This window comes from Herbaspirillum sp. 1173, assembly GCF_031455335.1.
Lineage (GTDB): Bacteria > Pseudomonadota > Gammaproteobacteria > Burkholderiales > Burkholderiaceae_D > Herbaspirillum > Herbaspirillum huttiense.
Window position 1 is genome coordinate 818,935 of the sequence record NZ_JAVDSP010000002.1, and the last position, 26,937, is coordinate 845,871.

The window sequence follows — 26,937 nt, forward strand, 5'->3', positions numbered from 1 at the left end:
GAGCGGTTTCAGTCCAAGGAGTCTTGTCCTGAGTCATTCCATGCTTGGATGATGACTTGGGGTGTGCTGTCACTACTGCGTGTCTGCCTCGTCCAGCCACTCTTCAATGTCGATTCCCGAGAATGGGAATGTCGGCTCGCCGAACATGCGGAGAAGCGTCAGGTGCACATTGGCCTTCACTTTCACCAGATTGTCGAGCAGGAAACTCCCGCCCAGGACGATGGCGGGCTGGAAACCATATATTTCATGCGGATCAAGCGGACCTAGTTTGGATCGCGCACGTTCGAAGAGGGGCTGTCCATCCTCGTCTTTCAGGTCAAGCTGAGCTGGCTCAAGGCACGCAAATAGCGAACGAATCGAAAAATCCAAGTCTTCCTTGGATTTGGGCTTCAGTTCATTTTCGAAAGCAGAGACGCTATGGATCACGCAGTTCATCGAAACGCTTCTGCCTGTCTTCTCACCACACACGTAAAGTTTGCCAAATGCAGATCTCGCAATGACGTGGAAGACGTCAACCCCCTCCAATTCGGTGTCCGCGAGCCAGTCATCGACGAGACCTGCATAGTCATCAGGGTTAACTGTGCAAAAGAGTCCATTGGCATATTCGCACCATCCTTCTTGCTCCCAGTATTTCAATAGCTGATCGGAGAGTTTGTTGCGCCATTTGTTTACCCGCTTGCCTGTATTCAGGAGGAAACTCAATAGCGCGGTTAACAACAACACTCACACTTTGGACATCCACATCTGTAGGAATCTCAATAATTTGGGCTTTGGCCTCGTCGAGCGACAAAGCAATAATAAGAAACGGACTGGGATTGGATAAAGGCGCTAACGCTTGCAGATCCATTTTCAGACGGCTATATACACTCAACCGTCTAGCTCCTGCAGGGCGAGTAGTGGCGTCCCGCTTTGAACGTGCCAACTTGCCCACGTATGCCGTAAATCATGCCACCTAAAGTCATTGATGCCAGCTCGCTTCAGAGCCTTGTACCACGCAGCAGTGCTCACTTGGACGATTTTCTTACCGTTATAGGTAAACACGAACACGGGGTGGCAACCTTTCCTAGCAGTAAGGATGCGCATCGCGTCATCGTTCAATGGAACAGCTTGAGATCTTCCATTCTTCGTTAAAGCGCCATCGAAAGAAACTGTCCGCTCTCTCATATCAATCTGCTCCCAACGCAGCCCGGTGACATTTGAGCGGCGCAGCCCGGTCGCCAATGAAAATGCCGCCATAGCGGCCAGATGTGGAGGAAGTTCTTCAAGCAACCGAGCGGCCTGTTTGGGAGACAAAAACCGAACACGGCGCTGAGGCTCGCGCAGCAATCTCACATGTGGTGCGGACTTAAGCCAATCCCACTCAACCACCGCCATCCTCAGAATCGAGCGCAACAAAGCTAGCATGCGATTAACGGTGGCATTTAGACACACCACTTGCAATCTTCTTCGTCCGCAAGAGAGCAACAACTTCACGGTCAATATGCAGCAAAGGGATCCCGCGTAGAAACATGTTCAACCAACGAATATTTGACTCATCAGACTTCAATGAGCGCTTCTCCGCTTTGTCTATGAGCCACATCGCTACAGCGTCATCCCACGTTTTCTCAACTACCATCTGCAGCCCCCTTTCCCCCTCATTCAAGGGAAATGTTAACCTCTATGAACAAAAGGAAATCCTCAACATTCCTCAACGTGCGCATCCTAAATTTCCCCCGCCGCAAACCAGTAGAAGGAATTGAGACGGTCATGATATTGGGTGATGTCGTTGAAACCCCGCATAGAAAATTCCTGCGCGATTAGCACCACAATGTCAAAACTGTCCGTATCCGCCTTGAAATAGATTTTGTACTGGTTCGGTTTCGGAATGCCGCGAGAAGCCCAATAGTTTTTTTTGTTGAAGCGCGCTTCCTCCAAATTCTTTGAAACGTATTTGCTGATATAGCTGGCGATACGGTGCGCGGCATTAGGCTTTTGGCCGGTACCGGAGTGCGCTTGGTGGCCTCGCCAAATTTGCTTGAAAAATATTCGAAGTCTTCATCTCTCATCTCATTTCCTCGGTTTTATTCCTCTTAGAAAAATAAGGTGCTACGCCTGTTTTTTAACTGTCCTTTTTTTGAGTCATCCTTTCATGGCTGCATGGTTCAAGAATTGAGCAACTTTTCAATATCGATCCCGGAAAATGGTAGTTCCGGGTCGGCGAATTGGCGGAGAATCGTCAGGTGCACATTGGCATTCACTTTTGCCAGATTTTCGAGGAGGACTTTTCCTCCCAGTACGATGGCGGGCTCGAATCCATAGATTTCGTGCGGTTCAAGTGGGCCGAGTTTTACCCTGGCGCTTCCAAAGAACGGCACACCAAATCCAAGATCTCAGAAAATAAAATTCTTTAGTTTTTTTGCGATAGCCAATCCCATCGCCCTTTTGCAAATACTGTCACCGATTTGTCACTATCGTCCTCATACAAGAAGCCTCCGGCAGCCAGTCCAAGCTTAAGAAAGATACTCGTGCCCGTTTTTGAAAGAGGTGCACTGTCCCAATCGTGCAAAACCTTAAAGGCATATGCCCCTGGAACTTCAAATAACTTAAGTCCATTCAATTGAACATTTGGGAGGTTAGGAGACCCATTTGTCTTCGTCGTGCTCGACCTCGGTCAGTTGGTCGCGCTCGGCGTGCAGCCATAACTGCTCCTGGCCCTTCCTGTCTTCGAAGCGCAGCGCATTGGCATTGTCGTAGCCGCCCTTGGGCGTTGAGCGTGTCAGGATGCCGCTCTGGGTCTTGTTCGCCGGCAGCTCCCAGGCCGGCATGTTGGCGGCATTGGGCACCATGCCCGTGATGAGTGCGCGATCCGGATTGCCGTCCAGGAACTGCACGATGACTTCACAACCGATGCGGGGAATGAAGGTCGCACCGAAGTTCGACCCCGCCCAGGCAGTGGCCACGCGCAGCCATGCCGAACTCCTTTCATCGAACTCGCCGTCACGGTCCCAATGAAATTGGACCTTGACCCGCCCGTACTCATCCGTATGAATTTCTTCGCCCTTGGGTCCGACGACGGTGGCCGTCTGCAGTCCATAGATTTTTGGTTCGACGCTGTTGAAGCCGCGGCCGGGACGCCAGGGAATGAACTTGCGGATACAGGAGATACGGTTCTCGTAGTGAGGCCGGATGTCGCTCTTGACGTGGTAATTGTTGCTGGCACTGTGGTGTGCTTCGATGACGAGAAATTCGCGCTCTTCCTGGCTGCCGCCCTCGAAGTGGCCGGTGAGATGGAACCAGCGGCCCGGTACCACGTTGCGGTTGTTGCCTGCGGCCTCGAAGAATTTTCCCGCATGTTCGAATTCTTCCATGCGTTGCGTGGCGAGAAGGTCGCCGGCCTGGCGATCCTTGAATCCATAGGCACCGGTGTATTCGTAGGCTTCCTTGCGCAGGACCAGGCCTTGATTGTTGCGCGTGGGGACCTCGACGGTTTTTGGCCAGGGGGATTTGAAATCGTAGGAGGTCAGGGTCACGCTCGCGGGAACGATGTGCCGCTCAGCGGACCATTCATGAATACCGTCTTCTTCTTGCACTCCGGCATGACGCTGGAATGGGATCTCTACGCCATCGATGGCCTCCGCTTGGGTGGAGTCGTCGCCCAGTACCAGCTTGTGGCCGTTGGCCGTATGCTCATAGGCATAGTGCCAGCCTGCGGCCTCCCAGCGCCTGCTCAGGTAATTGTGGTCGGACTCGTTGAACTGGCACGCTTCGGTCACGGGCAGGTCTTGACCATGATGACGGAACTCCCAGTCGGGCAAGGCGCTGTAATGCTCGAAGATGCGCTGCGTCTGCTCGTACAGACGCACGCCATGGAACAGCATGCAGTTGGTACGCAAGGAAAGGTACTTCAGCCACGGACCCAGCCTGGCTTCGTAGAATGCGACATCGCCGTCAGTCTTGACGAAGCGGAAGCTGAAGACGTAACCGGTGAAGTAGCGCAGGCTGCCGTCTTGCCGGACGAGCTCCACGCAAAGCAATTTGCCCTGGAGGTCCTTGAGTTCGAGCGTGGCGTTGTCGGCCAACAGCTCGACGGTGAATTCGAAGTCGCGCGACAGGCCTTCGCTGGCGTCAAGCTTGTTGACGAGCAGTTCAGAAAGGGGGGCGTCGTTGTGTGGGAAAGTGAGCCGCAGAATGCGGGCGTGCTGATAGTCTGAAAGCAGTTGCTCCAGACCCCGGAGGGTTTTGCGCATGCAGGATTCCTGTGTTCATCAAGTTTCCCTCCCTGATGTAACACCGGCGCGCATTTTAATATTTCCCAATGGAAACGCGCAACTCCTGAATGACGACGGCGGGCGACTGCATGAATTTTCGCCCCAAGGTGCGATACCCCTTCAGGCAAGGAGCCGGCCTGTCCCTCCCGAGAATCCGATCTGCCCAGGAAAATGACGACTCAACACCAGCCATCTCGTGTGAGCCCAAACTGAAAAGGCCTGAGTCCGGTGCAATACCGAACTCAGGCCTTGATGCAGAAACTGACTGACGAACGCAAGAAGATCAGATTACGGCAGCGCTCGTTTCATGCTGCCTGTTTCTGCGGCGCCTTCGCAGGATCATCCCGCAACTCGCGGCGCAGGATCTTGCCCACGTTGGTCTTGGGCAGCTCATCGCGGAACTCGATGTACTTGGGCTTCTTGTAGCCGGTGAACTGCTCCTTGCAGTAAGTCATCAGCTGCTCACTGGTCAGCGACTTGTCCTTGCGAACCACGAAGAGCTTGACCGCTTCGCCGGTGTGTTCATCGGGCACGCCCACACAGGCGCACTCCAGCACCGCAGGATGCTGCGCCACCACGCCTTCGATTTCATTCGGATAAACGTTGAAGCCCGAGACCAGGATCATGTCCTTCTTGCGGTCCACGATCTTGGTGTAGCCCTGCGCATCCATCACACCGATGTCACCGGTCTTGAAGAAACCATCCGGCGTCATGACCTTGGCCGTCTCATCCGGACGCTGCCAGTAGCCCGGCATCACCTGCGGACCACGAATCGCAATCTCGCCCGGCTGGCCCAGCGGTACTGGCTGGCCGTCATCATCGAGGATGGCGATTTCGGTGGATGGCAGCGGCAGGCCGATGGTGCCGGTGTATTCATCGATGGTGCAGGGGTTCGCGCTGGCAATCGGCGAAGTTTCGGACAAACCGTAACCTTCGATGATGGGACAGCCGGTCAGCTTCTTCCACTTGTCGGCCACGCTCTTCTGCACCGCCATGCCGCCACCCACACAGCAGCGATAGCCGGAGAAATCCAGCTTGGCAAAATCGGCATTGTTGAGCAGCGCGTTGTAGAGCGTGTTGACCGCGGGGAAGGTGTTGACCTTGTACTTGGCCAGCTCCTTGACGAAACCGGGAATGTCGCGCGGGTTCGGGATCAGCAGGTTCAGCGCGCCTTCACGCGTGCCCAGCAGGTTGCAGACGGTGAGCGCAAAGATGTGATACAGCGGCAGCGCGCAGACGAACACCAGTTGGTCGATGGGCTTGCCTGACTTCAGCGCCGGGGTCAGCCATTCTTCGGCCTGCAGCACGTTGGCGATCAGGTTGCGATGGGTCAGCACCGCCCCCTTGGCCACACCCGTGGTCCCCCCGGTGTATTGCAGGAAGGCGACGTCATCGGGCGTCAGCGATACCTTCTGCAACGTCTTGCCCTCGCCCTGCGACAGCGCGCGGCTGAAGGAGATCGCATTGGGCAGCGACCAGGACGGCACCATCTTCTTGACGTGCCGCACCACCAGGTTGACGATGGCGCCCTTGAGGGTGCCGAGCAGCTCGCCCATGCTGGCCACCACGATGTGCTTGACCTGAGTATGCGCCACCACCTTCTGCAGCGTGCAGGCAAAGTTCTCCAGCACGAAGATGGCTTCGGCGCCGGAATCCTTCAACTGGTGTTCCAGCTCGCGGGCCGTGTAGAGCGGATTGACGTTGACCACCGTGTAGCCCGCACGCAGGATGGCGGCGATGGCGATCGGGTATTGCAGCACGTTGGGCATCATGATCGCCACGCGGGCGCCCTTCTGCAGGCCCAGGCCTTGCAGCCAGGCCCCCATGGCGCGCGACATGGCATCGAGCTCGCCATAACGGAGATACTTGCCCATGCAGACATAAGCGTTGCGATCGGCATGCTTGGCGAAAGCCTCTTCGATCATCTGCACCAGCGAACCGTAACGGCTGGGGTCGATGTCAGCGGGAACGCCTGCGGGATACGATGCAAGCCAGAATCTTTCCATAGTGTGTCCTCTGTCTCCGGTCATAACGTGCGCTGGGGCTGGGCGGTGATACAAGGCCACCGCGTTGGCGCGCACAGCAAAAAAAGCACGAGTGTTTTTTTATTTATCGCAGATGCTATCCAGCATTCGACTGCGGGGCAAGCTTTTTGCGCCCCAAACTTGAGATTTTTTGCAAAAAGGTTGGCAACGGCTGCGATATCGCGGTCAGTCTGCGCGTATTGCACGGCCCGGCAAACCGGTATTGCATTCAAATTCATCCGGCATGATACGCCGGGTCCTTGCTCTTGGGCCGTTCCGTGGTGCAGGTGGGAAACATTTCCGCCTCCGCCTTGCCCGTGGTCAAGGGCGCGTCTCCCAGCGCAGCATGGCGTGCGGCCTTGTCCATGCGTGCCAGTGCGCGCACCTTGTCATAAAAATCGGGGAAGCCGCTGCTGCGGGCAAACAACTGACGGAAGGCAGGGACCAGGTCGTGATACGCCCCCACCAGTGCGAGATGCGCATTGGACAGCGGCATCGCGAACCAGCGGTCATACCCGGCATAGCCATTCCAGCGGGTGACCTTGATCTGCGCATATTCAGCGCGCAGGGCATCGAAGATGGCCGCCTTGCGCTGGCGCTTGTCGGCATCGCTGGCGTCGCTGTCGTAGTTCTCCTTCAATTGGGCACGGTACTTGTCCAGCAAGGCCAGGAACTCGCGCTTGCGGGCGGCAAAACGCTGGTAGGCCTGGACCATCGCCGGATCGTGGCGCGCCGCCAGCCAGCGCTCCACACCCAGCTCTTCCACCGCCACCGCAAACCCTTCATTGAAGGACGTATCACCGGGCGCATACACGGTCTGGTGCGCCAGCTCATGGAAGATCAGCCGCGCCAGTTCGCCATCGGGATACTGGATGAAGGTGGAGATCACCGGATCATCGAACCAGCCCAGCGTGGAATACGCCGGCACTCCGGCGACCTGCACGTCATAACCTTCGGCCTTGAGCGTGTCGGCATAGGCCTGCGCATCACTGAGGTGATAGTAGCCGCGATAGTCCACGCAGCCGGCAATGGGGAAACACCACTGCCGGGGCTTCAACGACAGCTCAGGCGCGGCCACCACATTCCACAGCACGAAAGGCCGGTCCAGTTGCGCGTAACTGCGATAGCTGCCGTTGTCGGGCAGATCGAGTTCGGTGACGGCATAGCGGCGGATCTCGCGCACCGTCTGCAGCTTGGACTTGAGCGCGGGCGAGGTGGCCGGGTCATCGAGCCACTCCTCCAGCGGTTTTGCCTGCGCCAGCAGCGAGAACTGGCCGTGCGCGGCCTGGGCGTAATACGAGACCGTAGAACAAGCCGACAGCCCGCACAGCGGCGCCAGCACCGCCAAGGTCAGCCGCCAGCGCACAGAACGACGCAAGCCACGACGCAGCATGAAAAAACTCAGGCGGCCACGACCGGCTGCTGCAGTTTTTCCACCTGCACCAGCACGTCATAGAAGGTGGGCGCATTGCCCATGTCGGTCAGGCGCTGGCTGGTGACTTCGTTGGCGTTCTTGCCATCGGCGGCAAATTTCTTCCACCAGATCGACAGGCCCACCACCAGCCCCACGCGCGCCTTGTCGGTCACGCGCACGCGTGCCTGCATGCTGCCGCGATCATTGAAGATGCGCACCGTATCTCCCTGCGCAATGCCGCGTGCAGCGGCGTCCTGCGGATGCATGTCGAGGTGCGGTTCGCCCTCCGTATCACGCAGGCTCTGTACATTGACGAAGGAAGAATTGAGGAAATTGCGTGCCGGCGGCGAGATCATCGCCAGCGGATATTTCGCGCCCAGCTGCGGATTGCTGGCCACCGATTCATAGGGCGCGATATAGGCCGGCAAGGGATCGAGACCTGCACTCTTCATCTGCTCGGAATAGAACTCGCACTTGCCCGAGGGCGTGGCAAACCCGCCTTCGGCAAAGGGCGCGACCGGCACCGACAGGCGCTGCCATCCCTTCTCCTTCAACTGTTCCCAGTTGTAGCCGGCGCTGCGCGGATCATCGCGCTTGAAGGCCACGGCGGCCAATTGATCGTCGCTGTCCTTGAAGCAGTCTTCTTCAAAGCCCATCGCGGCCGCCAGCAGGCGGAAGATCTCGGTATTGGGCTTGGCCTCGCCCAGCGGCGCAATGGCAGCATTGTTGGCCATCATGTAGACGTGGCCATACGACGCATGTACGTCGATGTGCTCCAGCTGGGTCGTCGCAGGCAGCAGGATATCGGCGTAGTCGGCGGTATCGGTCTGGAAATGTTCCAGCACCACCGTGAACAGATCTTCGCGCGCAAAGCCCTGCGCTACCTTGCCCGACTCCGGGGCCACCGCCACCGGGTTGGAGTTGTAGACGATCACTGCTTCTACCTGGGGACCAAAGTCGGGCGAGGCCGGCTTCAACAGGTCATCGCCGATGGTGCTCATGTTGATGATGCGGCTGGGCTTGCCGTGACGCGCGGCCAGGTCGGGACGGCTCAAGGCGGCCGTGTCCTTGGGGAAGCTGTCCGATACCGACAGCTGGATGCCCCCGGAAGCATGACGCCAAGCGCCGACCAACGCTGGCAGGCAAGCCACGTTGCGCGCGGCCATGCCGCCGCCGCGCACGCGCTGCAGGCCGTAGTTGGCGCGGATGAAGGCACCCTCGCCAGCCAGCGCCACTCGGGCATATTCGCGCGCCAGGTTCTGCACTTCCTCCGCACTGATGCCGCACACTTCAGCGGTACGGGCCGGCGTCCATTCAGCCACGCGCTCCTTGAGCTGCTCGAAGCCGAGCGTGTAGCGTGCGATGTAATCGTGGTCCAGCAAGTCTTCCGCGATCAGCACGTGCATCAGGCCCAGCGCCAGGGCCGCATCGGTCCCGGGCAAGAGCGCGATGTGCTGGTGGCACTTCTCGGCGGTCAGCGAGCGATACGGATCGATGGCGATCAGGCGCGCTCCGTTGCGCTTGGCCGCTTGCACGCGGGTCCAGAAATGCAGGTTGGAGGCAATCGGATTGCCGCCCCAGATGATGATGAGCTTGGCGTGATCGACCTGTTCCAGATCGGTACCGATGCGCGCACCAATGGTGTAGCGATAGCCTGCGCCACCGGCGGAGGCACAGATGGTGCGGTCCAGCTGCGACGCACCGAGACGATTGAAGAAACGGCCGGCCATCGATTCGCCCTGTACCTGACCCATGGTCCCGGCGTAGCTGTAGGGCAGGATGGCTTGCGGATCGCGCAAGGCGATCTGGCCCAGGCGCTGTGCGATGGTGGCGATGGCCTCGTCCCAGCTGATGCGCTCGAACTTGCCCTCGCCCTTCTTGCCCACGCGGCGCATGGGATGCAGCAGGCGGTCCTGGTGATAGGTGCGCTCGGCATAGCGCGAGACCTTGGTGCAGAGCACGCCGGCCGTCGGCGGGTGCTCCGGATCGCCGCGCACTTCCGTGGCGACGCCGTCCTTGACGGTCACCAGCAGGGCGCAGGTATCAGGGCAATCATGGGGACAGGCGGCACGGACGATGGTGGTGGTCATGGCAGAGAAGAAAGCGGGGAAAGAAAACAGGGAAGCCCTCGGCGCACGCGAGGCAGGCAGCTACTTTATCTTAAAATGGCGCGTCACGACTCTTCCGTAGTGCCGCCATGTCTCCTTCACCGCACTTCTGGCGTCCTCCCGCCTTGCCCTTCTTCGAAGGCCGTCGCGCTACCGGCAGCCTGTCCTGCTATGCGCCGCATACGCATGACAGTTTTTCCATCGGCGTCGTCGATGGCGGCCACAGCGTCTTTACGCTGGCCGATCGCAGCGAGCCCATTTTCCCTGGCGACGTGATCCTCGTGCGGGCAGGCGATGTGCACAGCTGCAATCCGGCGGACCTGCAGCGCTGGAGCTATCGCATGTTCCATCTGGACAGCAACTGGCTGGCCACCCTGCTGGCACAAACCCCGGCCACATGCGGGTTGCTCGCAGGCATGCCGTCGCAGGTGGTGCGCTCGCCCGAGGCACTGCAATGGCTGGACCGCATGACCCACGCACTGGAGACCGGCCATCCGGATCTGGAGAGCGAGGTAATACGTTGCCTGCAGCACGTGATGCGCGCGTGCGCCGATGCCTGCCCGCCCGCGCAGGCCAGCGATGCGCCTGATGACGACGGCCTGCAGCGTGCCCATGATTTCCTGCTGGCGCATTGCCGCGACCGCGTCTCGCTGGCGACCCTGGCGGAACTCGCCGGCACCAGCCGCTACCAGTTGATCCGCCAGTTCCGCCGCCGCTTCGGCCTGACCCCGCATGCCCTGCAGCTGGACATGAAGATCCGCCAGGCGCGCACCCTGCTGCAACAGGGCGCCAGCACCGTCCATGCCGCGCTCGATACCGGCTTCGCCGACCAGAGCCACTTCCATCGCGCCTTCAAGTCGCGGGTGGCGGCCACACCGCTGCAATATCGGCGGGCCTAGCTGCGGCTGGCCACCAGTGCGGCTGCAGCGAGCATCAACAGCAAGCCCGCGCCGCGCTCGATGAGCGGCAGTACGCGCGTGAGCGCCCGCATCACGCGCTGCTGCGCGATGAAATACACCAGCCCCGCATCCCAAGCCAGCACGGCCCCAAACATCCAGACGCCATAGAAGAGCTTGGTCGACGCGCCGGTCTGCGCCGACACGATGACGGTAAACAGGCCAAAGTAAAACACGCCATTCTTGGGATTGAGTGCGGCCGAAAGAAAACCTGTTCCCAGTGCGGCCCATGGCGCGACCCTGGCAGGCGAAACGCCCGCAGCGGGCAACACCGCCGGTTGCCGTCCGGCGCGCCAGAAGACCCATCCCAGCCAGGCCAGGTAGAGCGCCGCCAGCCACTGCATGGCCGCCAGCAGCAGTGGTGCGCGCTGCAGGAGGCTGAAGCCGCCGATGGCCAGCGCGATGTAGAGTCCGTTGGCCAGCGCAATCCCGAACGATGCTGCCAACCCATAGCCCCGCCCATGGCGCAGGCTGCCCCGCAGCAGCAAGAAGAAATCCGGACCGGGACTGGCCAGCGCCAGCAAATGCGCACCCGCCAGCAGGAAGAATTCGGAAGAAAGCATCATGTGTGTCGACGCCTGCCCGGCGCCCCCTGTTAAAAATGCGCATGCTAGGCAGGCCCGCGGCCGCTGTATTGAACGAAATTGCACAGGCGCTCCTGCGCCGCCAAGGCGCGGTAAGATAGGCACACTTGTTACCAACGCCATCGCACCAGACTTCCATGAAACTCATTGACCCCATCGTCCAGTTCCACGCCGACCTGCAGAAGATCCGCCGCGACATCCACGCCCATCCCGAGCTGTGTTACGAAGAAGTGCGCACCGCCGACGTGGTGGCGCAAAAGCTGACCGAGTGGGGGATTCCGGTCGTGCGCGGCCTGGGGGTGACGGGCGTGGTCGGCATCATCAAGAAGGGCGACAGCCCGCGTGCCATCGGCCTGCGCGCCGACATGGATGCGCTGCCCATGTCCGAAATCAATACCTTCGACCATGCCTCGCGTCATCCCGGCAAGATGCACGCCTGCGGCCATGACGGCCATACCGCCATGCTGCTGGGAGCGGCCCGTTACCTGGCGCAGCATGGCGACTTCGATGGCACCGTGTATGTCATCTTCCAGCCCGCAGAAGAAGGCGGCCGTGGCGCCGAGCGCATGATCCAGGATGGCCTGTTCGACAAGTACCCGATGGATGCCGTCTTCGGCATGCACAACTGGCCCGGCATCCCGGCCGGTCACTTCGGCGTGACGCCGGGTCCGCAGATGGCCTCCAGCAACGAGTTCCACGTCACCGTCAAGGGCAAGGGTTCGCACGCGGCGCAGCCGCACAAGGCCATCGACCCGGTCATGACGGCGGTCCACATTGCCCAGGCCTGGCAGAGCATCGTGGCGCGCAACGTCAATCCGAATGATCCGGCGGTGGTGTCGATCACCCAGATCCACACCGGCAGCGCCACCAACGTCATCCCCGACGAAGCCATGATGGTCGGCACCGTGCGCACCTTCAGCCTGCCGGTGCTGGACCTCATCGAGCGCCGCATGCAGGAGATCGCCGAGCATACCGCCGCAGCCTTCGATGCCACGGTCGAGTTCCGCTTCAACCGCAACTATCCGCCGCTCATCAACCATCCCGAGGAAACTGCCTTCGCCGTCGAAGTGCTGACCGAACAGTTCGGTGCCGACCATGTGGATGCCAAGACCGAACCGACCATGGGCGCGGAAGATTTCGCCTTCATGCTGCAGCACAAGCCGGGCTGCTACGTGTTCCTCGGCAATGGCGATGGCGGCCACCGCGACCAGGGCCATGGCCTGGGTCCGTGCAACCTGCACAACCCCAGCTACGATTTCAACGACGACCTGCTGCCCATCGGTGCCACTTACTGGGTGCGGCTGGCCGAGAAATTCCTGCAGGCGAAGTAAGCGCCGCAGCGGCGTGCAGGGCATTGGCGCGCGGGCGCATTTCAGGCATGATCGCCAAAGCCCGCCGCCCGGCGCACTCTGCAACGCGCTGCGAAGGCGCGGCAAGAACGTATAACGACAACAGGGAGAAACCTTGCACACGCTCGCCACCATCCTGGTCCTGCTGGTCGCCCTTGAACATGTCTGGATCCTGATCCTGGAAATGTTCCTGTGGACCAAGCCGCTGGGTCTGAAGACCTTCCGCCAGTCGCGCGAAGCCGCCGAAGCCACCCGCGTGCTGGCCGCCAACCAGGGTCTCTACAACGGTTTCCTCGCCGCCGGCCTGTTCTGGAGCTTGGCCACGGGCGACCATGCGGTGCAAATCTTCTTCGTGAGCTGCGTGCTGGTGGCCGGTATTTACGGTGGACTCACCGCCAAGCGCTCCATCCTCTACATCCAGGGTCTGCCCGCCCTGCTGGCGCTGCTGGCCCTGCTGGCCAGCTGATACGGCGAGCCAACCATGAAGCGCGCCCTGCTCCTGACCCTGCTGCTCCTGCTGGCGCGCCACGGGCTGGCGCAGGATCCTGAGCCCGAGTGGTGGAACTACCAGGCCCAGCGCGGCGATCGCCTCACGGTGGTCAAACTGGACATGGGCTTGCGGCGCAGCTTTCCGCTTTCCGGATTTCCGTACGTGGTGGTCACGCGGGTGAGCTATGCGCCGGGTACGCCCGATGGTTTGCCGGCGCTGGCCGAGCAGGACCGGTTGGAAGCCCTGTCCGATCAGATGGCTGCGGCCATCGGCAAGAAGACCCGCAGCATCTATGCCGGCACTGCGTTCAGCCAGGGCCAGCAGCAGTCCTGGTTCTACGTGACCGATCCCAATGGCCTCGAAGCGGTGGTGGCCGGCGTGCATGCCCAGCTCTGCCAGGGCTGCAAGACCAGCACCGCCATCCTGGCCGATCCCGCCTGGGCGCTGTACCGCGACCAATTGTTGCCGGACGGGGAAACCCGGCAGCGCTATGGCTTGCGCAGTTATTGAGGTCCGCGCCGCAGGGGCGGCGTAAAGTTTGGCACGACAGCTGCCGATAACAAGTTTCCTGGCAGCATCAGCATTGACACCGCGTCATCACAACCAGTCCGGCACGCCGCATGGCCTTGCCGGCGCAACAACAACATCGGACACGGTCCGAGGGGAAGCCGCATGAAACAGATCAAACTCATCCTCAAGGACGATATCTACGACTCGCTGGAGCGGGATTATCACAACTTCGTGCGGCTCTCGACCAAGATCGATTCGGGTTTCGTCAAACCTTCCTTCGACAGCTACCTGCTGGCCAAGCTCTCCGAGAACACCAACTTCCTCACCGAAGAGGCGGTGCAGCACCTGATGCTCTCGGGCCAGTATGCGTGGGCGCGCCGGGCGATGGACAAGGAATTCCCGGACGTGGTGCAGATCCTGATCGAACAGGCGGCCAATTACGGGTTCTGGATTGCGGTGCGCCACGACTGGGGCACCGAGGAACTGGTCAATGCCTCGCGCGCCTGGGCCGGCGCCATCATCAAGCAGGCCAAGGGCGATGAAACGCAGATCGACGTGCTGGCCTCGCAGATCAAGGCGTCCGCCACGAATATCGCGGTAGTGCAGGAACGCCTGAAGACACCGGCCTCGCAACTGGCCCATGCCATGGTGCAGGAATTGCGCGAGACCCATATCGCCATCGAACATGCCTCGGGCATGGTGGCGCGGGAAAAGCTGGGAGCCCTGCGCACCCTGCTGAAACTCGGGCGCGCCTATGGAAATGTCTCGGAGAAGGCCGAGCAGGACATGATGGACAAGCTCAAGCGCGAAAAGCCCTGGCTCTTCGAGACCGGCCCCAAGGGCTTCTGGGGCCACGTCGCCGCCTGGTGGCGCGGGGTCTGAGCCCGCGGCACGTCAATGCTCAGGGAGCCGGCACCGCCTGCGCATCGCGCATCAGGCGGATGTCGCCATACCAGGCTTCCATCTTCTGCACGGTGTTGTCGGTATCGGTGAGCACGCCCACGCCGATCAGGCGGCCGGGCTTTTCACCGAAGGCACGCTCGTAGTCTTCCGCGACGTTGCGCTGGTAATTGCGCCACTGCCCCACATGCTCCGCACCGCTTTCCACCACCAGCATCTGGATGCGGCCGGTGCGGCCGTTGGCGATCACCGTGCCGGCCGGCGCCTTGGGATCCCACACATACATCAGCGTGGCATAAGGCAGCTCATGCCCGGTCAGCAGCTTGGCCGTATCGAAGAGGATGGTATCCATCAGCGAGAGCTTGTCGTGGTCGCCATCGAAGGCCAGCACGATGCGCACCGGCGAATCATCGGTTTCCCGGTGGGTGAGATCGGCCGTGGGAATCAGGCCGGCGGCTTTCCAGCTCCAGGTCAGCCAGGGCTTCTTGTTGATGTCGATGTCGACCGGATGGCGCAAGCCGGATGAGGCGCGGTCGGCAAAGGCGTGCAGGACGCTGCGGCCATTGTCCTGTACCAGGCGGTATTCAGTAGGAATCTTCTTGCGGGTGAACACCAGCGGCTCCCAGCCGGTCGGCAAGCCTTCGGGCGGGTTGGCCGAGAACAGTGCCAGGGCCTGGTCCAGCTTGGCCTGTTTGGCTTGCCGGGCGGCCTCGTCCGGCGGCGCGGGCTTCTGCGCGGCGCAGCCGGCCAGCAGCAAGGCCCCCGTCACGCAGAGCGCGGCCAGCACGGCACGTGCGGCAGAGGCAGGAAGGGAAACAGGACCAAGAGCAGCAAGGCGCGTGCGCACACGCGGAAGACGCAAATTCATGAAGGCCAACCGGAGAAAGCGGATTCTGAGGGAAAGTCTGCGGCCACCCCGACCGCAGACGAACACTAACAGGAAAATCACGCCTGACGGCATCCGGAAAAACCCTAGCCTGTAAAAAAAACGTCAGGAACGCAACGCGGCGGTTGGCTCAATTTTGCTGCCGCAGGATCTGGATGAACATCTTGGCCAGCGACGACAAGGTACTGTTCTTGCGCGTGACGATGCCGTAATGCTCGATGCGGGTCTTGAGGTTCACCGGCAGGATCCCCAGCATCTGGCGCGCGGCAAAGAAATGCGCGATGTCCAGCGGCATCACCGCCACCATGTTCGATTGCGCCAGCAGGGTGATGGTGACGAAGGGGGAGGCGGTCTCGATGACGTTGCCCGGCACCTTCACGCCTTCCAGCTTGAACTCGTGCTCGATCCAGATGCGCATGGGCATGTTGCTCGAATAGAGAATCCACGAGGCATCGGCCAGCTCCTGCAGGCGTACCTTCTGCGCCGTGGCCAGCGGATGGTCGATGCCGCTGACGATGCACATGGGCTCGCCGCGCAGCATTTCGTAATGGTAGAGGTTGGGCTGCGAGCTGACCGAGGAACGGCCGATCATCAGGTCGATGCGGCCCTGGTCCAGCAGCAGCAGCTGGCGGGCACTGGTGTCTTCGCTGATCTCGATGGAGACGTCCGGCTGGATCTCGCGCAGGCGCGACAGCGCACGCGTGACGAAGGGCGCCGCCCCCATGATGGTGCCGATGGACAAGCGGCCGCCGCGGCCGCTGATCATGTTCTGCAATTCTTCGCGCAGGTTGGCGACATCGCTCTGGATCAGTCGCGCATAGCGGATCACGCAGCGGCCCAGCTCGGTGGCCTCGATGCCGCGCGGTGAGCGGTCGAACAGCGTCACGCCCAGGGCATCTTCCATTTCATGCAAGGCCTTGGTGGCGGCCGGCTGGGTCATGTGCATCACTTCGGCTGCCTTGTGCAGGGAGCCCTGCTCGTCGAGCGCCGTCAGCAGCGCGACCTGGCGAAAGCGCAGGCGGCTGACGATGGAACCGACCGAAGGCAGTGCATCGCCTGCCGCGCCCTCCTCGCCGAGTCGGTTATCACCCGATGAATTAAGCTCATTAGACATCCTTGGTTCAGCCTCTTATAGTCGTCCCGGAAAAAACACAATGCTAGCGCATCTGCCCCCTGCCCACGGCGATGCGTGAAAAAAGCTCAGGAGACGACGGGCAGATTGATCCACAGGTGGCTTCGCCTGGCGGCAGTTTCCTGCCGCGTGCGAATCGCAGCCCCTGTTCTGCACATCGCTCCCCTGGACCCTGACCGCCCCTGACCGGCGGCCATATGGATGACGACGGCAAAGGAGACCTGGTGAGGCTGATTCAATATCGCGATCTGCATGGCCAACGCCGCGTCGGCATCGTCAATGGCGCCAGCATCCAGGTGCTGGGCGAGGTCGACACCATGCGCGAACTCGGCTTGCTGGCCATCGAACGCCATACCGGGCTGGAACGCCTGGCCCAGTTGCTCAATACCGACCGCTCCGAAGACTATGCCGCGATCCTGGCCGAGGGCCGCATCCTGGCCCCGCTGGACCATCCCGACCCGGCCCACTGCCGCGTCTCCGGTGCCGGCACCACGCACCTGGGCAGCGCCACCACGCGCGACAAGATGCATCGCCGCATCGAAGGCGATGAGCTCGACAAGACCGATACGCAACTGATGATCGAATGGGGCATCGCCGGCGGCCGCCCCGCACCGGGCACCGTGGGCGTGCAGCCCGAATGGTTCTACAAGGGCGATGGCCATTGCATCGTCGCGCCCGGCCAGCCCTTGCCGCGTCCCGACTTTGCCCTCGATGGCGGCGAAGAACCGGAGATCGTCGGGCTCTACCTGATCGATGACGCAGGCTGTCCGCGCCGCCTCGGCTTTGCCATCGGCAACGAGTTTTCGGATCACGTGATGGAGCGCCGCAATTACCTGTATCAAGGCCACTCCAAGCTGCGCCACTGCGCTTTCGGTCCGGAGCTTCTGGTGGGCCTGCCCCCGGCGCACCTGGTCGGCATGACGCGCATCCGTCGCCGTGGCCGCGTGATCTGGGAACAGGAATTCCTGACCGGCCCGGACAACATGTGCCACTCCATCGAGAACCTCGAATACCACACCTTCAAGTACGCGCACCTGCTGCATGCGGGCGACGTGCATGCGCACTTCATGGGCGCGGCCAACCTGTCGTTCGCCTACAGCGTGCGCACCGAGGATGGTGACAGCATCGAGATCAGCATTCCCGATTTCGGCGCACCGCTGGTCAATGGCATCCAGCACGTGCAATCGAACTTGCGACCGGGTGGCGTCAGGCAGCTGTAGCCGCGCCGCCCGGACCCAGGCGCGCCGCAAGGCGCAGCAGTACCGGCAATCATGCCAAGGCCCCGACCTCAAGGTCACCCAACAAGAGGCCGCCCCCAGGAAAATCAAAAAGGAGACCACCCTCATGCTGCTGTATCCCCCTTTCCCTGACGCTGCACGGACGGAGCGTCGATGAATTACACCTTCGATTTCATGAGCGTGTTCGCCAACTGGGATCGCCTCTTGATGGGTGCCTGGCTGACGATACAGCTCTCGGCCCTGTCCATCGCACTGGGCTTCGTGGTCGGCACGCTCGGTGCGATTGCCGGCAAGAGCCGGCTGGCGCTGGTGCGCGGCCTGGTACAGGCGTATGTCGAGATCATCCGCAATACGCCGCTGCTGGTGCAGGTGTTCCTGGTGTTCTTCGGCCTGGCCAGCATCGGCTGGAAGCTCACCGCCGAGACCGCTGCCGTCATTGCGCTCACCGTCAACGTCGGCGCCTACACCACCGAGATCATGCGCGCCGGCATCAACTCCATTCATCCGGGCCAGATCGAGGCGGCCGAATGCCTGGGCATGTCGCGCTTTCACGTGTACTGGCACGTGGTGCTGCTGCCGGCGGTGGAGCGCGTCTATCCCTCGCTGACCAGCCAGTTCATCCTGCTGATGCTGGCCTCCAGCATCACCTCGCAGATCTCGGCCGAAGAGCTGACCGCCACCGCCAACCTGGTGCAGTCGGAAACCTTCCGCAGCTTCGAGGTGTATGCGGTCATCGCGGTGGCGTATCTCGCCCTGTCCTTCCTGTTCCGTGGCGCATTCTGGGCAATCAGCCAGATGGCCTTCGTGCGCAAGCGCAAGCTTGGCACCAACCTGTAAGGAGGCGCGATGAACGCATTCAGTTTCCTGCACGTGGAATACCTGCTGCAAGCCGCCGTCTGGACCGTGGTGCTGTCGCTGGTGGCCTTCGTCTTCGGCGGCGTGGCCGGCTTCGTGATCGCCTTGTGGCGGGTCTCGCCCAATGCCCTGCTGCGGGGCATCGCCAGTACCTACATCCAGGTGGTGCAGGGCATCCCGCTGCTGGTGATCCTGTTCGTGGCCTACTTCGGGCTCGCCATCGCCGGCTTCAAGCTCACCCCGCTGGTGGCGGCCGGGATTTCCTTTGCGATCTACTGCGCTGCCTTCCTCGGCGAGATCTGGCGCGGCTGCATCCAGGCGGTCCCCAAGACCCAGTGGGAAGCCTCGGAATGCCTGGGCTTCAACCGCTTCGAGCAGCTCACCAAGGTGATCCTGCCGCAGGCGGTCAAGATCGCCACGCCACCCACCGTGGGCTTCATGGTGCAGATCGTCAAGAACACCTCGCTGGCCTCGGTGATCGGCTTCGTCGATCTCTCGCGCGCCGGCCAGATCATCAACAACTCGACCTTCCAGCCGTTCACCGTGTTCGGCTGCGTCGCACTCATCTATTTTTGCCTGTGCTTCCCGCTGTCGGCGCTGTCCAAGCACTTTGAAAGGAAATTGAATGTCAGCCATCGTTAAGATCAATGATCTGCACAAGAGCTTCGGCAGCAACAAGGTATTGAACGGTGTTTCGCTGGATGTGCAGAAGGGCCAGATGGTGGCCATCATCGGCAAGAGCGGTTCGGGCAAGAGCACGCTGCTGCGCTGCCTGAACGGTCTGGAGAAAGTGGATGGCGGCAACATCCATGTATGCGGACATGATATTCATCATCCGGACAAGCTGAACCTGCGCGAATTGCGCAAGCAGGTCGGCATCGTCTTCCAGAGCTACAACCTGTTCCCGCATCTGACGGTGGAGCGCAACATCACGCTGGCGCTGACCACCATCAAGAAGATGTCCACCGAGGAAGCCAAGAAGATCGCCCACAAGGTCCTGCAGCTGGTGGGCCTGGAGAACAAGAAGGAAGCCTATCCCGAGCAGCTCTCGGGTGGCCAGGCGCAGCGCGTGGCGATCGCCCGCTCGCTGGCCATGGCGCCGGAACTGATGCTGTTCGACGAAGTGACCTCGGCGCTGGATCCGGAACTGACCGCCGAGGTTCTGAAGGTCATGGAAGACCTGGCCCGTGGCGGCATGACCATGGTGCTGGTCACGCACGAGATGGCCTTTGCCCGCAAGCTGGCCGATGTGCTGGTGTTCATGCACCAGGGCCAGGTGTGGGAGATCGGTCCGCCCGACGAACTCTTCAGCAATCCGAAGACCGCCGAGTTGCAGAAGTTCGTATCAAGCGATCTGTAAAAGATCGCATATCCATCTTGTATGGATTTTGTTGTCAGCAGCATCCCTACAATCACCCAGGAGACATCAATGAAAAAACTGTTCAACTTCACCAGGAAGGCCGCCGCCGTCGTGCTGGGCCTGGCTTGTTTTGCCCAGGCCGCACATGCCGACGCCCTGGCCGACATCAAGGCGCGCAAGAAGGTGCTGATCGCCATCGACCTCGGCGCGCCGCCTTTCGGCATGACCAACGCCAAGCTGGAGCCGCAGGGCTCGGATGTGGAAACCGCGCGCCTGCTGGCCAAGGACATGGGTGTGGAACTGGAGATCGTGCAGGTCACCGGCCCCAATCGCATTCCCTTCCTGATGACCGGCAAGGCCGACATGGTGATCTCGTCCTTCTCGATCACGCCGGAACGCCAGAAGGTGGTGGCCTTCACACAGCCCTACGGTGCCTCGCAGTTCGTGGTGGCCGCGCCCAAGGGCGAGAACATCAAGGGCCTCAATGATCTGGTCGGCAAGCGCGTGGCGGTGGTTCGCGGCAACATGCAGGATTCGCTGCTGACCCCGCTGGCCCCCAAGGGAACCAACATCGTGCGTTTCGATGACGATGCCACCGTGACCGCGGCCATCATCTCGGGCCAGGTCGATGCACTGTGCACGCCCAATTCGCTGGCCTCGGCCATTGCCAAGCAGAACCCGTCCAAGAACCTGGAAACCAAGTTCGCCATCAAGGACATTCCCTATGCCATCGGCCTGCGCAAGGGCGAGCCGGCACTGGAAAAGTGGCTCAACGAATGGATCACCGCCAACCTCAAGAATGGCAAGCTGCCCGGCATCTACCAGCAATGGGTAGGCAGCCCCATGCCTGACCTGGCGCAGTTCGCGCCCAAGTAAGACCGTCGTTTCCGGCATGCCGCGCCAGCCAGCGCGGCATGCGCCCGCCGCCCGAGCGGCCAGCCTGCAGCATCCACGTTCTCCGAGACCAACATGAAAGCCAACTCTCCCATCATCCGCCTGAACCCGGTCGATGATGTCGTCATCGCCCGCCAGCAGCTCATCTCCGGCACCGTGCTGCAGGACGAAGGCGGCCTCAAAGTCCAGGGCCTCATTCCCGCCGGCCACAAGATGGCGACCCGCGCCATCTCTGCGGGCGAGCCGGTCAAGCGCTACGGCCAGATCATCGGCACGGCCAGCCAGGACATCGCGCCCGGACAGCACGTGCACACGCACAACCTGGCCATGGCCGAGTTCTCGCGTGAACACCATTTCGGCGCGGACGTGAAGCCGGTCGATTTCGTCGCCGAACCGGCCACCTTCATGGGCATCGTGCGCCCCGATGGCCGCGTGGCCACGCGCAACTACATCGGCGTACTGACCTCGGTGAACTGCTCGGCCACCGCGGCACGCGCCATCGCCGATTACTTCCGCCGCGACATCCATCCCGAAGTGCTGGCCGACTATCCCAACATCGATGGCGTGGTGGCTCTGACCCACGGCCAGGGTTGCGCCACGGATTCGCAAGGCGAGCCGCTGCAGATCCTGCGCCGCACGCTGGCGGGTTATGCCACGCATCCCAACTTCGCTGCGGTGCTGGTAGTGGGCCTGGGCTGCGAGACCAACCAGATCTCGGGCCTGATGGAAAGCCACAACCTGAAGGAAGGCGAATACTTCCACACCTTCACCATCCAGGGCACCGGCGGCACCGCCAAGACCGTGGCGCTGGGGATCGAGAAGATCAAGAAGATGCTGCCCAAGGCCAATGACATCAAGCGCGAGCCGGTGTCGGCCAAGCACCTGACGCTGGGCCTGCAGTGCGGTGGTTCGGATGGCTATTCGGGCATCACGGCCAATCCGGCGCTGGGTGCGGCAGTGGACTTGCTGGTGCGGCATGGCGGCACGGCCATTCTTTCGGAGACGCCGGAAATCTATGGCGCCGAACACCTGCTCACCCGCCGAGCGGTCTCGCCGGAAGTCGGTGAAAAGCTGCTGGCCCGCATCGCCTGGTGGGAGGAGTATTGCGCCAAGAACGATGCCGAGATGAACAACAATCCCTCAGCGGGCAACAAGGCCGGTGGCTTGACCACCATCCTCGAGAAGTCGCTGGGCGCGGTCGCCAAGGGCGGCACCACCAATCTGGTGGATGTCTACAAGTATGCGGAGACGGTCACCGCACGCGGCTTCGTCTTCATGGATACGCCGGGCTACGACCCGATCTCGGCCACCGGCCAGGTCGCCGGAGGGGCCAACATGATCTGCTTCACCACGGGCCGCGGTTCGGCCTATGGCTGCGCACCGGCACCGTCGCTCAAGCTGGCCACCAACACTGCGCTGTGGCAACGCCAGGAAGAAGATATGGACATCAACTGCGGCGAGATTGCCGACAGCAATGTCACCCCGCAGGAGGTCGGTGAACGCTTCTTCCAGATGATCCTCGATACGGCATCGGGCAAGAAGACCAAGAGCGAGCTGCATGGCTACGGACAGGATGAATTCGTGCCCTGGCACATCGGTGTCTATACCTGATGCTGATGCAGATCATGAAGGCCCGGCTGCGGCCGGGCTAGTGTTATCCCGCAGTGAATCATGGTGATCCGTATTACGCCGGCCCGGGTCGCGTAATACGGACTGCCGGCCAAGCATCCTTGCCTTCGGGCATCCACGGGGACGAGGATGTTTCGCCCGCAGTGAGTCTTCCCCCTTGCAGAACACGACATCGTGGCGACGCCCGCTTCCCGAGTCATCCGGGTCCGCCTCCAACATAAGGAATCAAGAACATGGCACACACTTATTCGCTTCAGGCCCACCTGCCTGAAGACCACGCGCAGGCCACGCTGATCGGCCGCCTCTGGCAACCCGGCGTGGGCCCGGTGCTGGTGCGGATCGACGCCGACGGTGCGTATGACCTCACGCTCATCGCCGCCACCTCCAGCGAATTGCTGGAACTCGACAACCCGGCCGCCGCCGTACGCGCCGCCACCAACATGACCCGCCTCGCGACCTTGCAGGAGTTGCTCGACAATGCCGACGCCGCCCATCGTGATACCTCGCGCCCCTGGCTGCTGGCCCCCATCGATCTGCAGGCCGTCAAGGCCAGCGGCGTGACCTTCGTGGCCAGCATGCTGGAGCGCGTGATCGAGGAACAGGCGCGCGGTGACGCCGGCAAGGCGGAATCGGTGCGCAAGGCGATCACGGCGGTGATTGGCGACAATCTCTCCAGCGTGGTGCCGGGCTCGCCGGAAGCTGCGCGCCTGAAGGAAGTGCTGCTGGAGCAAGGCGTGTGGTCGCAATACCTGGAAGTGGGCATCGGCCCGGATGCGGAAATCTTCACCAAGGCACAGCCGATGTCGTCGGTGGGCCTGGGCGATGAAGTCGGTATTCACCCCAAGTCGGCCTGGAACAATCCCGAGCCGGAAATCGTGCTGGCCATCAACAGCCGTGGCAAGGTGGTCGGTGCGACCCTGGGCAATGATGTGAACCTGCGCGACTTCGAAGGCCGCAGCGCCCTGCTGCTGGGCAAGGCCAAGGACAACAATGCTTCCTGCGCAGTCGGGCCTTTCATTCGCCTGTTCGATGCAAACTTTTCAATTGACGATGTGCGTCGCGCCGAACTTACAATGCGGGTCGATGGTACGGAAGGCTTCACGCTCAAGGGCAGCAGCTCGATGTCCATGATCAGCCGCGATCCGCTGCAGCTGGTGGAGCATGCGATCGGTCCCAATCACCAGTATCCGGATGGACTGGTACTGTTCCTGGGGACCATGTTCGCACCGACCCAGGACCGTTTTGGTCCCGGCCAGGGCTTCACCCACCAGGTCGCCGACATCGTGACGATCTCCACCCCCAAGCTGGGTGCGCTGGTGAACACCGTGAACTTCAGCGACCAGACCGCACCGTGGACTTTCGGGCTCACCGCGCTGTACAAGAATCTCGCCAATCGCAAACTCGTTTAATCGCAAAGGAACAAGCATGTCCGCATCCACTGGCCGCCTCGCCGGCAAGACCGTTCTCATCACTGCTGCGGCCCAAGGTATTGGCCGCGCCTCCACTGAACTGTTTGCGCGTGAAGGCGCGCGCGTGATCGCTACCGATATCAGCAAGACGCATCTGGAGGAGCTCGCCTCCATCGCTGGTGTGGAGACACATCTGCTGGACGTCACCGACGACGACGCCATCAAGGCACTGGTGGCCAAGGTCGGCACCATCGATGTCCTCTTCAACTGCGCGGGCTACGTGGCAGCCGGCAACATTCTGGAGTGCGATGACAAGGCCTGGGATTTCTCCTTCAATCTCAATGCCAAGGCCATGTTCCACACCATCCGTGCGGTGCTGCCGGGCATGCTGGCCAAGAAGGCCGGCTCCATCGTCAACATCGCCTCGGCCGCATCGAGCGTGAAGGGCGTGGCCAATCGCTTTGCCTACGGAGCCTCCAAGGCGGCCGTAGTGGGGCTGACCAAGTCGGTGGCGGCGGACTTCGTGGCGCAGGGCATCCGTTGCAATGCGATCTGCCCGGGCACCATTGAATCGCCTTCGCTGAACCAGCGCATCAGCACGCAAGCCAAGGAGACCGGCAAGAGCGAAGACGAAGTCCGCGCCGCCTTCGTGGCACGCCAGCCCATGGGCCGCATCGGCAAGGCCGAGGAAGTGGCGGCACTGGCCTTGTACCTGGCATCGGACGAGTCGAACTTCACTACCGGATCGATCCACATGATTGATGGTGGGTGGTCCAACTAAGCAGGGGATGGGAGGATCGTTCGAGGGTCTCGCATCAGGACGATGCGGATGATACGAACGGTCCGCCAGATCAGGACGGCATGCTGCGCGCATGCCGTTTTTCTTTTGGCGCGCTGCGCGCTGATCCTCCTGCTGGTGTGAGGGATGTTGCGGATCAGGTTTATCAAACCAGATCCGCGCGGCATAATGAGCGCTTACTCATTCATGCTTACAGGCAAGCTCCATGTCCCAGGCATCTCCCGCATTGACTGCTGACACCTTCACCACCGTCTCTCCCGAACCGATGCTGCTGGGCGAATCGCCCCTGTGGCACGCGGAGGAAGCAGCACTCTACTGGATCGACATTCCCGGCAAAGCCGTCCACAAGCGTGTGCTGGCCACGCAGCAGCACCAGCGCTGGGACATGCCGGAAGAACCCGGCAGTATCGTCAAGCATGCCCAAGGCGGGCTGGTGGTGGCGTTGCGGTCGGGCATGTTCCATCTCAATACTGGCAATGGGGCGCTGACGGCGCTGCTGGAAGCGCCCTACGATATGGCACGCATCCGCTTCAATGACGGGCGCTGCGATGCCTCTGGCCGCTTCTGGTGCGGCACCATCTATGAGCCGCGTGATCGCGATGGCGGCACCTTGTATTGCTTCGAACGTAATGCCTTGCGTGATGCGCATCATGCCGTGGTCACTTCCAATGGCGTGGCGTTCAGCCCGGACCAGCGCCTGATGTATCACGCCAATACGCCGGCGCACCGCATCAACGTCCATGACTATGATCTGGCTACCGGCCAGACCAGCAATTGCCGCCTGCTGCGCCAGTTCGACAGCGACAAGACTGCGCCCGATTACGGCGGACGTCCGGATGGTGCCGCGGTCGATAGCGAAGGTGCGTACTGGTGTGCGATGTTCGAGGGAGGGCGGGTGTTGCGGCTGTCGCCACAGGGCGAGATCCTGCAGGAGATCCGCGTGCCGGCGCGCTGTCCGACGATGGTGGCATTTGGGGGCAAGGATCTGCGCACGCTCTTCATCACGACCGGACGCAATGGCCGCAGCGAGGCGGAGCTTGCCCAATATCCGCTGTCTGGACATGTGCTGGCCATTCGCGTGGAGGTGGCGGGAAGACTTGAGTACAGCTATCGCCCATGAGGCTGCGCGCCGTCTGTGGTAAGGACGCGGCACAATATTTCACGCGAGTATGCATTTGTGATGATTATGAGAGAATATCGCGTCCCCGCGGCTGCCCTTGCGCCGCGCCGAATACAAGCAAAGATCCTTCAAAACCATTTACGCGCTGAAAGAGAATCCATGACTAAATTGAAGAGCCTGGTCGCCAAGATCGCTTTTGCTGGCGTTGCCGCCATTGCCATCCAGTCGCCCAGCTACGCCATCGACGGCATGTCGCTGGAGTACGGTACTGGCAACAACACCCAGCTGGCCCGTATCGGTGCGCAGTTCAACTGGGGTCCGAACTGGAATTTCTGGCAGTCCAACGGCACCCACATCGGTGGTTACTGGGATCTGTCGCTGGCCAACTGGCGCATGAACCACTACAACAACACCAATGACAGCGGCAACCTGATCGACCTGGGCCTGACCCCGGTGCTGCGTTTCCAGCGCGACGACGGCAAGGGTTTCTACGGTGAAGCCGGTATCGGCGTGCACCTGTTCTCCAAGCTCTACCGCAACAACGACAAGGTGTTGTCGACCGCCTTCCAGTTCGGTGACCACATCGGTGCCGGCTATGTGTTCAGCAATGGCCTGGACCTGGGCATCCGCCTGCAACACTTCTCCAACGGTGGCATCAAGCAACCCAACGGCGGCGTGAACTTTGCCGTGGCACGTGTGGCTTACAAGTTCTGATGATCTGAGCTTGTACTGCTGAAAATGAAGAAGCCGGCTTTGCCGGCTTTTTTATCGTCTGTTGTTTTGAGAGAGGGTCGCGAGTGGCGAATGACTGCTGTTGCATATCAGGCGGGGACTGACCTGCTCCTGAATGTTAGATTTTTGCCTGTGCATAAATTAACTGCTACTGGGGTTATTGGCGCAGGCTGTGTATAAATCTAAGGTTTGGATTTCCTGGAGTGTGACCTGCGTCGATAATTTGTAGCCAGTCAGGCAGTGAGTCGGTTGTCGATCATATTCGATTCCAGCCAGGCTCGACGGACCGTAGCTGGAGGTT

25 protein-coding genes are annotated in these 26,937 nt (G+C 61.2%); 15 read left to right on the forward strand and 10 right to left on the reverse strand.

Annotated elements, in window-relative coordinates; all coding sequences use genetic code 11:
* Positions 1 to 72: 72 nt before the first annotated feature.
* The 7 genes from J2X56_RS11715 to J2X56_RS11745 all read right to left on the reverse strand — a co-directional run bounded on the left by J2X56_RS11715 (position 73) and on the right by J2X56_RS11745 (position 9,775).
* Positions 73 to 723, reverse strand: a complete 651-nt coding sequence (locus J2X56_RS11715; protein ID WP_310160431.1) for a GAD-like domain-containing protein — start codon at positions 721 to 723, stop codon at positions 73 to 75.
* Between the two features lie 144 nt (positions 724 to 867).
* The gene (locus J2X56_RS11720) at positions 868 to 1,473 is read right to left on the reverse strand and encodes a site-specific integrase (protein WP_310160434.1); all 606 of its coding nucleotides are present in this window, start codon (positions 1,471 to 1,473) and stop codon (positions 868 to 870) included.
* Between the two features lie 668 nt (positions 1,474 to 2,141).
* Positions 2,142 to 2,354, reverse strand: a complete 213-nt coding sequence (locus J2X56_RS11725; RefSeq protein ID WP_227022729.1) for a T6SS immunity protein Tdi1 domain-containing protein — start codon at positions 2,352 to 2,354, stop codon at positions 2,142 to 2,144.
* Positions 2,355 to 2,612: 258 nt separating this feature from the next.
* A complete protein-coding gene (locus tag J2X56_RS11730; RefSeq protein ID WP_310160437.1) occupies positions 2,613 to 4,226 on the reverse strand; it encodes a type VI secretion system tip protein TssI/VgrG in 1,614 nt (537 codons plus the stop codon).
* Between the two features lie 326 nt (positions 4,227 to 4,552).
* The gene (locus tag J2X56_RS11735) at positions 4,553 to 6,253 is read right to left on the reverse strand and encodes a long-chain fatty acid--CoA ligase (protein WP_121043885.1); all 1,701 of its coding nucleotides are present in this window, start codon (positions 6,251 to 6,253) and stop codon (positions 4,553 to 4,555) included.
* 253 nt (positions 6,254 to 6,506) lie between these two features.
* On the reverse strand, positions 6,507 to 7,664 hold the full coding sequence (locus J2X56_RS11740; RefSeq protein WP_310160439.1) for an aminopeptidase: 1,158 nt from the start codon (positions 7,662 to 7,664) through the stop codon (positions 6,507 to 6,509).
* A gap of 8 nt (positions 7,665 to 7,672) precedes the next feature.
* Positions 7,673 to 9,775, reverse strand: coding sequence for a molybdopterin-dependent oxidoreductase (locus J2X56_RS11745; RefSeq protein ID WP_204725995.1), 2,103 nt, complete (start codon positions 9,773 to 9,775; stop codon positions 7,673 to 7,675).
* 107 nt (positions 9,776 to 9,882) lie between these two features.
* Between J2X56_RS11745 and J2X56_RS11750 the strand changes: the two genes are divergently transcribed.
* The gene (locus J2X56_RS11750; RefSeq protein ID WP_121043894.1) at positions 9,883 to 10,692 is read left to right on the forward strand and encodes an AraC family transcriptional regulator; all 810 of its coding nucleotides are present in this window, start codon (positions 9,883 to 9,885) and stop codon (positions 10,690 to 10,692) included.
* On the opposite strand, the gene J2X56_RS11755 is transcribed toward J2X56_RS11750, so the two are convergent.
* A complete protein-coding gene (locus J2X56_RS11755; protein WP_121044022.1) occupies positions 10,689 to 11,312 on the reverse strand; it encodes a LysE family translocator in 624 nt (207 codons plus the stop codon). The two genes, J2X56_RS11750 and J2X56_RS11755, sit on opposite strands and share 4 nt — an antisense overlap.
* Positions 11,313 to 11,470: 158 nt before the next feature.
* Here J2X56_RS11755 and J2X56_RS11760 point away from each other — a divergent pair, with 158 nt between their 5' ends.
* The 4 genes from J2X56_RS11760 (at position 11,471) to J2X56_RS11775 (ending at position 14,564) form a co-directional block, all read left to right on the forward strand.
* Positions 11,471 to 12,664, forward strand: coding sequence for a M20 aminoacylase family protein (locus J2X56_RS11760; RefSeq protein ID WP_204725996.1), 1,194 nt, complete (start codon positions 11,471 to 11,473; stop codon positions 12,662 to 12,664).
* 133 nt (positions 12,665 to 12,797) lie between these two features.
* The gene (locus J2X56_RS11765; RefSeq protein WP_034333253.1) at positions 12,798 to 13,148 is read left to right on the forward strand and encodes a DUF1304 domain-containing protein; all 351 of its coding nucleotides are present in this window, start codon (positions 12,798 to 12,800) and stop codon (positions 13,146 to 13,148) included.
* A 15-nt stretch (positions 13,149 to 13,163) separates the two neighbouring features.
* The gene (locus J2X56_RS11770) at positions 13,164 to 13,682 is read left to right on the forward strand and encodes a DUF695 domain-containing protein (RefSeq protein WP_039786873.1); all 519 of its coding nucleotides are present in this window, start codon (positions 13,164 to 13,166) and stop codon (positions 13,680 to 13,682) included.
* Positions 13,683 to 13,844: 162 nt separating this feature from the next.
* The gene (locus tag J2X56_RS11775; RefSeq protein ID WP_121043903.1) at positions 13,845 to 14,564 is read left to right on the forward strand and encodes a DUF4088 domain-containing protein; all 720 of its coding nucleotides are present in this window, start codon (positions 13,845 to 13,847) and stop codon (positions 14,562 to 14,564) included.
* Between the two features lie 19 nt (positions 14,565 to 14,583).
* On the opposite strand, the gene J2X56_RS11780 is transcribed toward J2X56_RS11775, so the two are convergent.
* Positions 14,584 to 15,369, reverse strand: coding sequence for a DUF3047 domain-containing protein (locus tag J2X56_RS11780; RefSeq protein WP_204726032.1), 786 nt, complete (start codon positions 15,367 to 15,369; stop codon positions 14,584 to 14,586).
* A gap of 229 nt (positions 15,370 to 15,598) precedes the next feature.
* Positions 15,599 to 16,582, reverse strand: coding sequence for a LysR family transcriptional regulator (locus J2X56_RS11785; protein WP_034333243.1), 984 nt, complete (start codon positions 16,580 to 16,582; stop codon positions 15,599 to 15,601).
* 242 nt (positions 16,583 to 16,824) lie between these two features.
* On the opposite strand from J2X56_RS11785, the gene araD1 reads away from it, so the two are divergent.
* The 10 genes from araD1 (at position 16,825) to J2X56_RS11835 (ending at position 26,618) form a co-directional block, all read left to right on the forward strand.
* Positions 16,825 to 17,820: an AraD1 family protein gene (araD1, locus tag J2X56_RS11790; protein ID WP_039787376.1), complete on the forward strand. Its 996-nt coding sequence runs from the start codon at positions 16,825 to 16,827 to the stop codon at positions 17,818 to 17,820.
* A gap of 171 nt (positions 17,821 to 17,991) precedes the next feature.
* Positions 17,992 to 18,675, forward strand: coding sequence for an amino acid ABC transporter permease (locus tag J2X56_RS11795; RefSeq protein ID WP_121043909.1), 684 nt, complete (start codon positions 17,992 to 17,994; stop codon positions 18,673 to 18,675).
* Positions 18,676 to 18,684: 9 nt separating this feature from the next.
* Positions 18,685 to 19,335: an amino acid ABC transporter permease gene (locus J2X56_RS11800; protein WP_121043912.1), complete on the forward strand. Its 651-nt coding sequence runs from the start codon at positions 18,685 to 18,687 to the stop codon at positions 19,333 to 19,335.
* A complete protein-coding gene (locus tag J2X56_RS11805; protein ID WP_034333235.1) occupies positions 19,319 to 20,053 on the forward strand; it encodes an amino acid ABC transporter ATP-binding protein in 735 nt (244 codons plus the stop codon). The genes J2X56_RS11800 and J2X56_RS11805 overlap by 17 nt, the downstream gene beginning before the upstream one ends.
* Before the next feature lie 69 nt (positions 20,054 to 20,122).
* Positions 20,123 to 20,929: a transporter substrate-binding domain-containing protein gene (locus tag J2X56_RS11810; protein WP_039786863.1), complete on the forward strand. Its 807-nt coding sequence runs from the start codon at positions 20,123 to 20,125 to the stop codon at positions 20,927 to 20,929.
* Positions 20,930 to 21,022: 93 nt separating this feature from the next.
* Positions 21,023 to 22,558, forward strand: a complete 1,536-nt coding sequence (locus tag J2X56_RS11815; protein ID WP_039786861.1) for a UxaA family hydrolase — start codon at positions 21,023 to 21,025, stop codon at positions 22,556 to 22,558.
* A gap of 251 nt (positions 22,559 to 22,809) precedes the next feature.
* On the forward strand, positions 22,810 to 23,985 hold the full coding sequence (locus J2X56_RS11820; protein ID WP_034329864.1) for a fumarylacetoacetate hydrolase family protein: 1,176 nt from the start codon (positions 22,810 to 22,812) through the stop codon (positions 23,983 to 23,985).
* Positions 23,986 to 24,001: 16 nt separating this feature from the next.
* Positions 24,002 to 24,766 (forward strand): SDR family oxidoreductase, encoded by a 765-nt coding sequence (locus tag J2X56_RS11825; protein WP_034329862.1) that lies wholly within the window; start codon positions 24,002 to 24,004, stop codon positions 24,764 to 24,766.
* A gap of 223 nt (positions 24,767 to 24,989) precedes the next feature.
* A complete protein-coding gene (locus J2X56_RS11830; protein WP_209567622.1) occupies positions 24,990 to 25,904 on the forward strand; it encodes an SMP-30/gluconolactonase/LRE family protein in 915 nt (304 codons plus the stop codon).
* A 159-nt stretch (positions 25,905 to 26,063) separates the two neighbouring features.
* On the forward strand, positions 26,064 to 26,618 hold the full coding sequence (locus J2X56_RS11835) for an acyloxyacyl hydrolase (protein WP_034329858.1): 555 nt from the start codon (positions 26,064 to 26,066) through the stop codon (positions 26,616 to 26,618).
* The last annotated feature ends 319 nt before the right edge of the window (positions 26,619 to 26,937 follow it).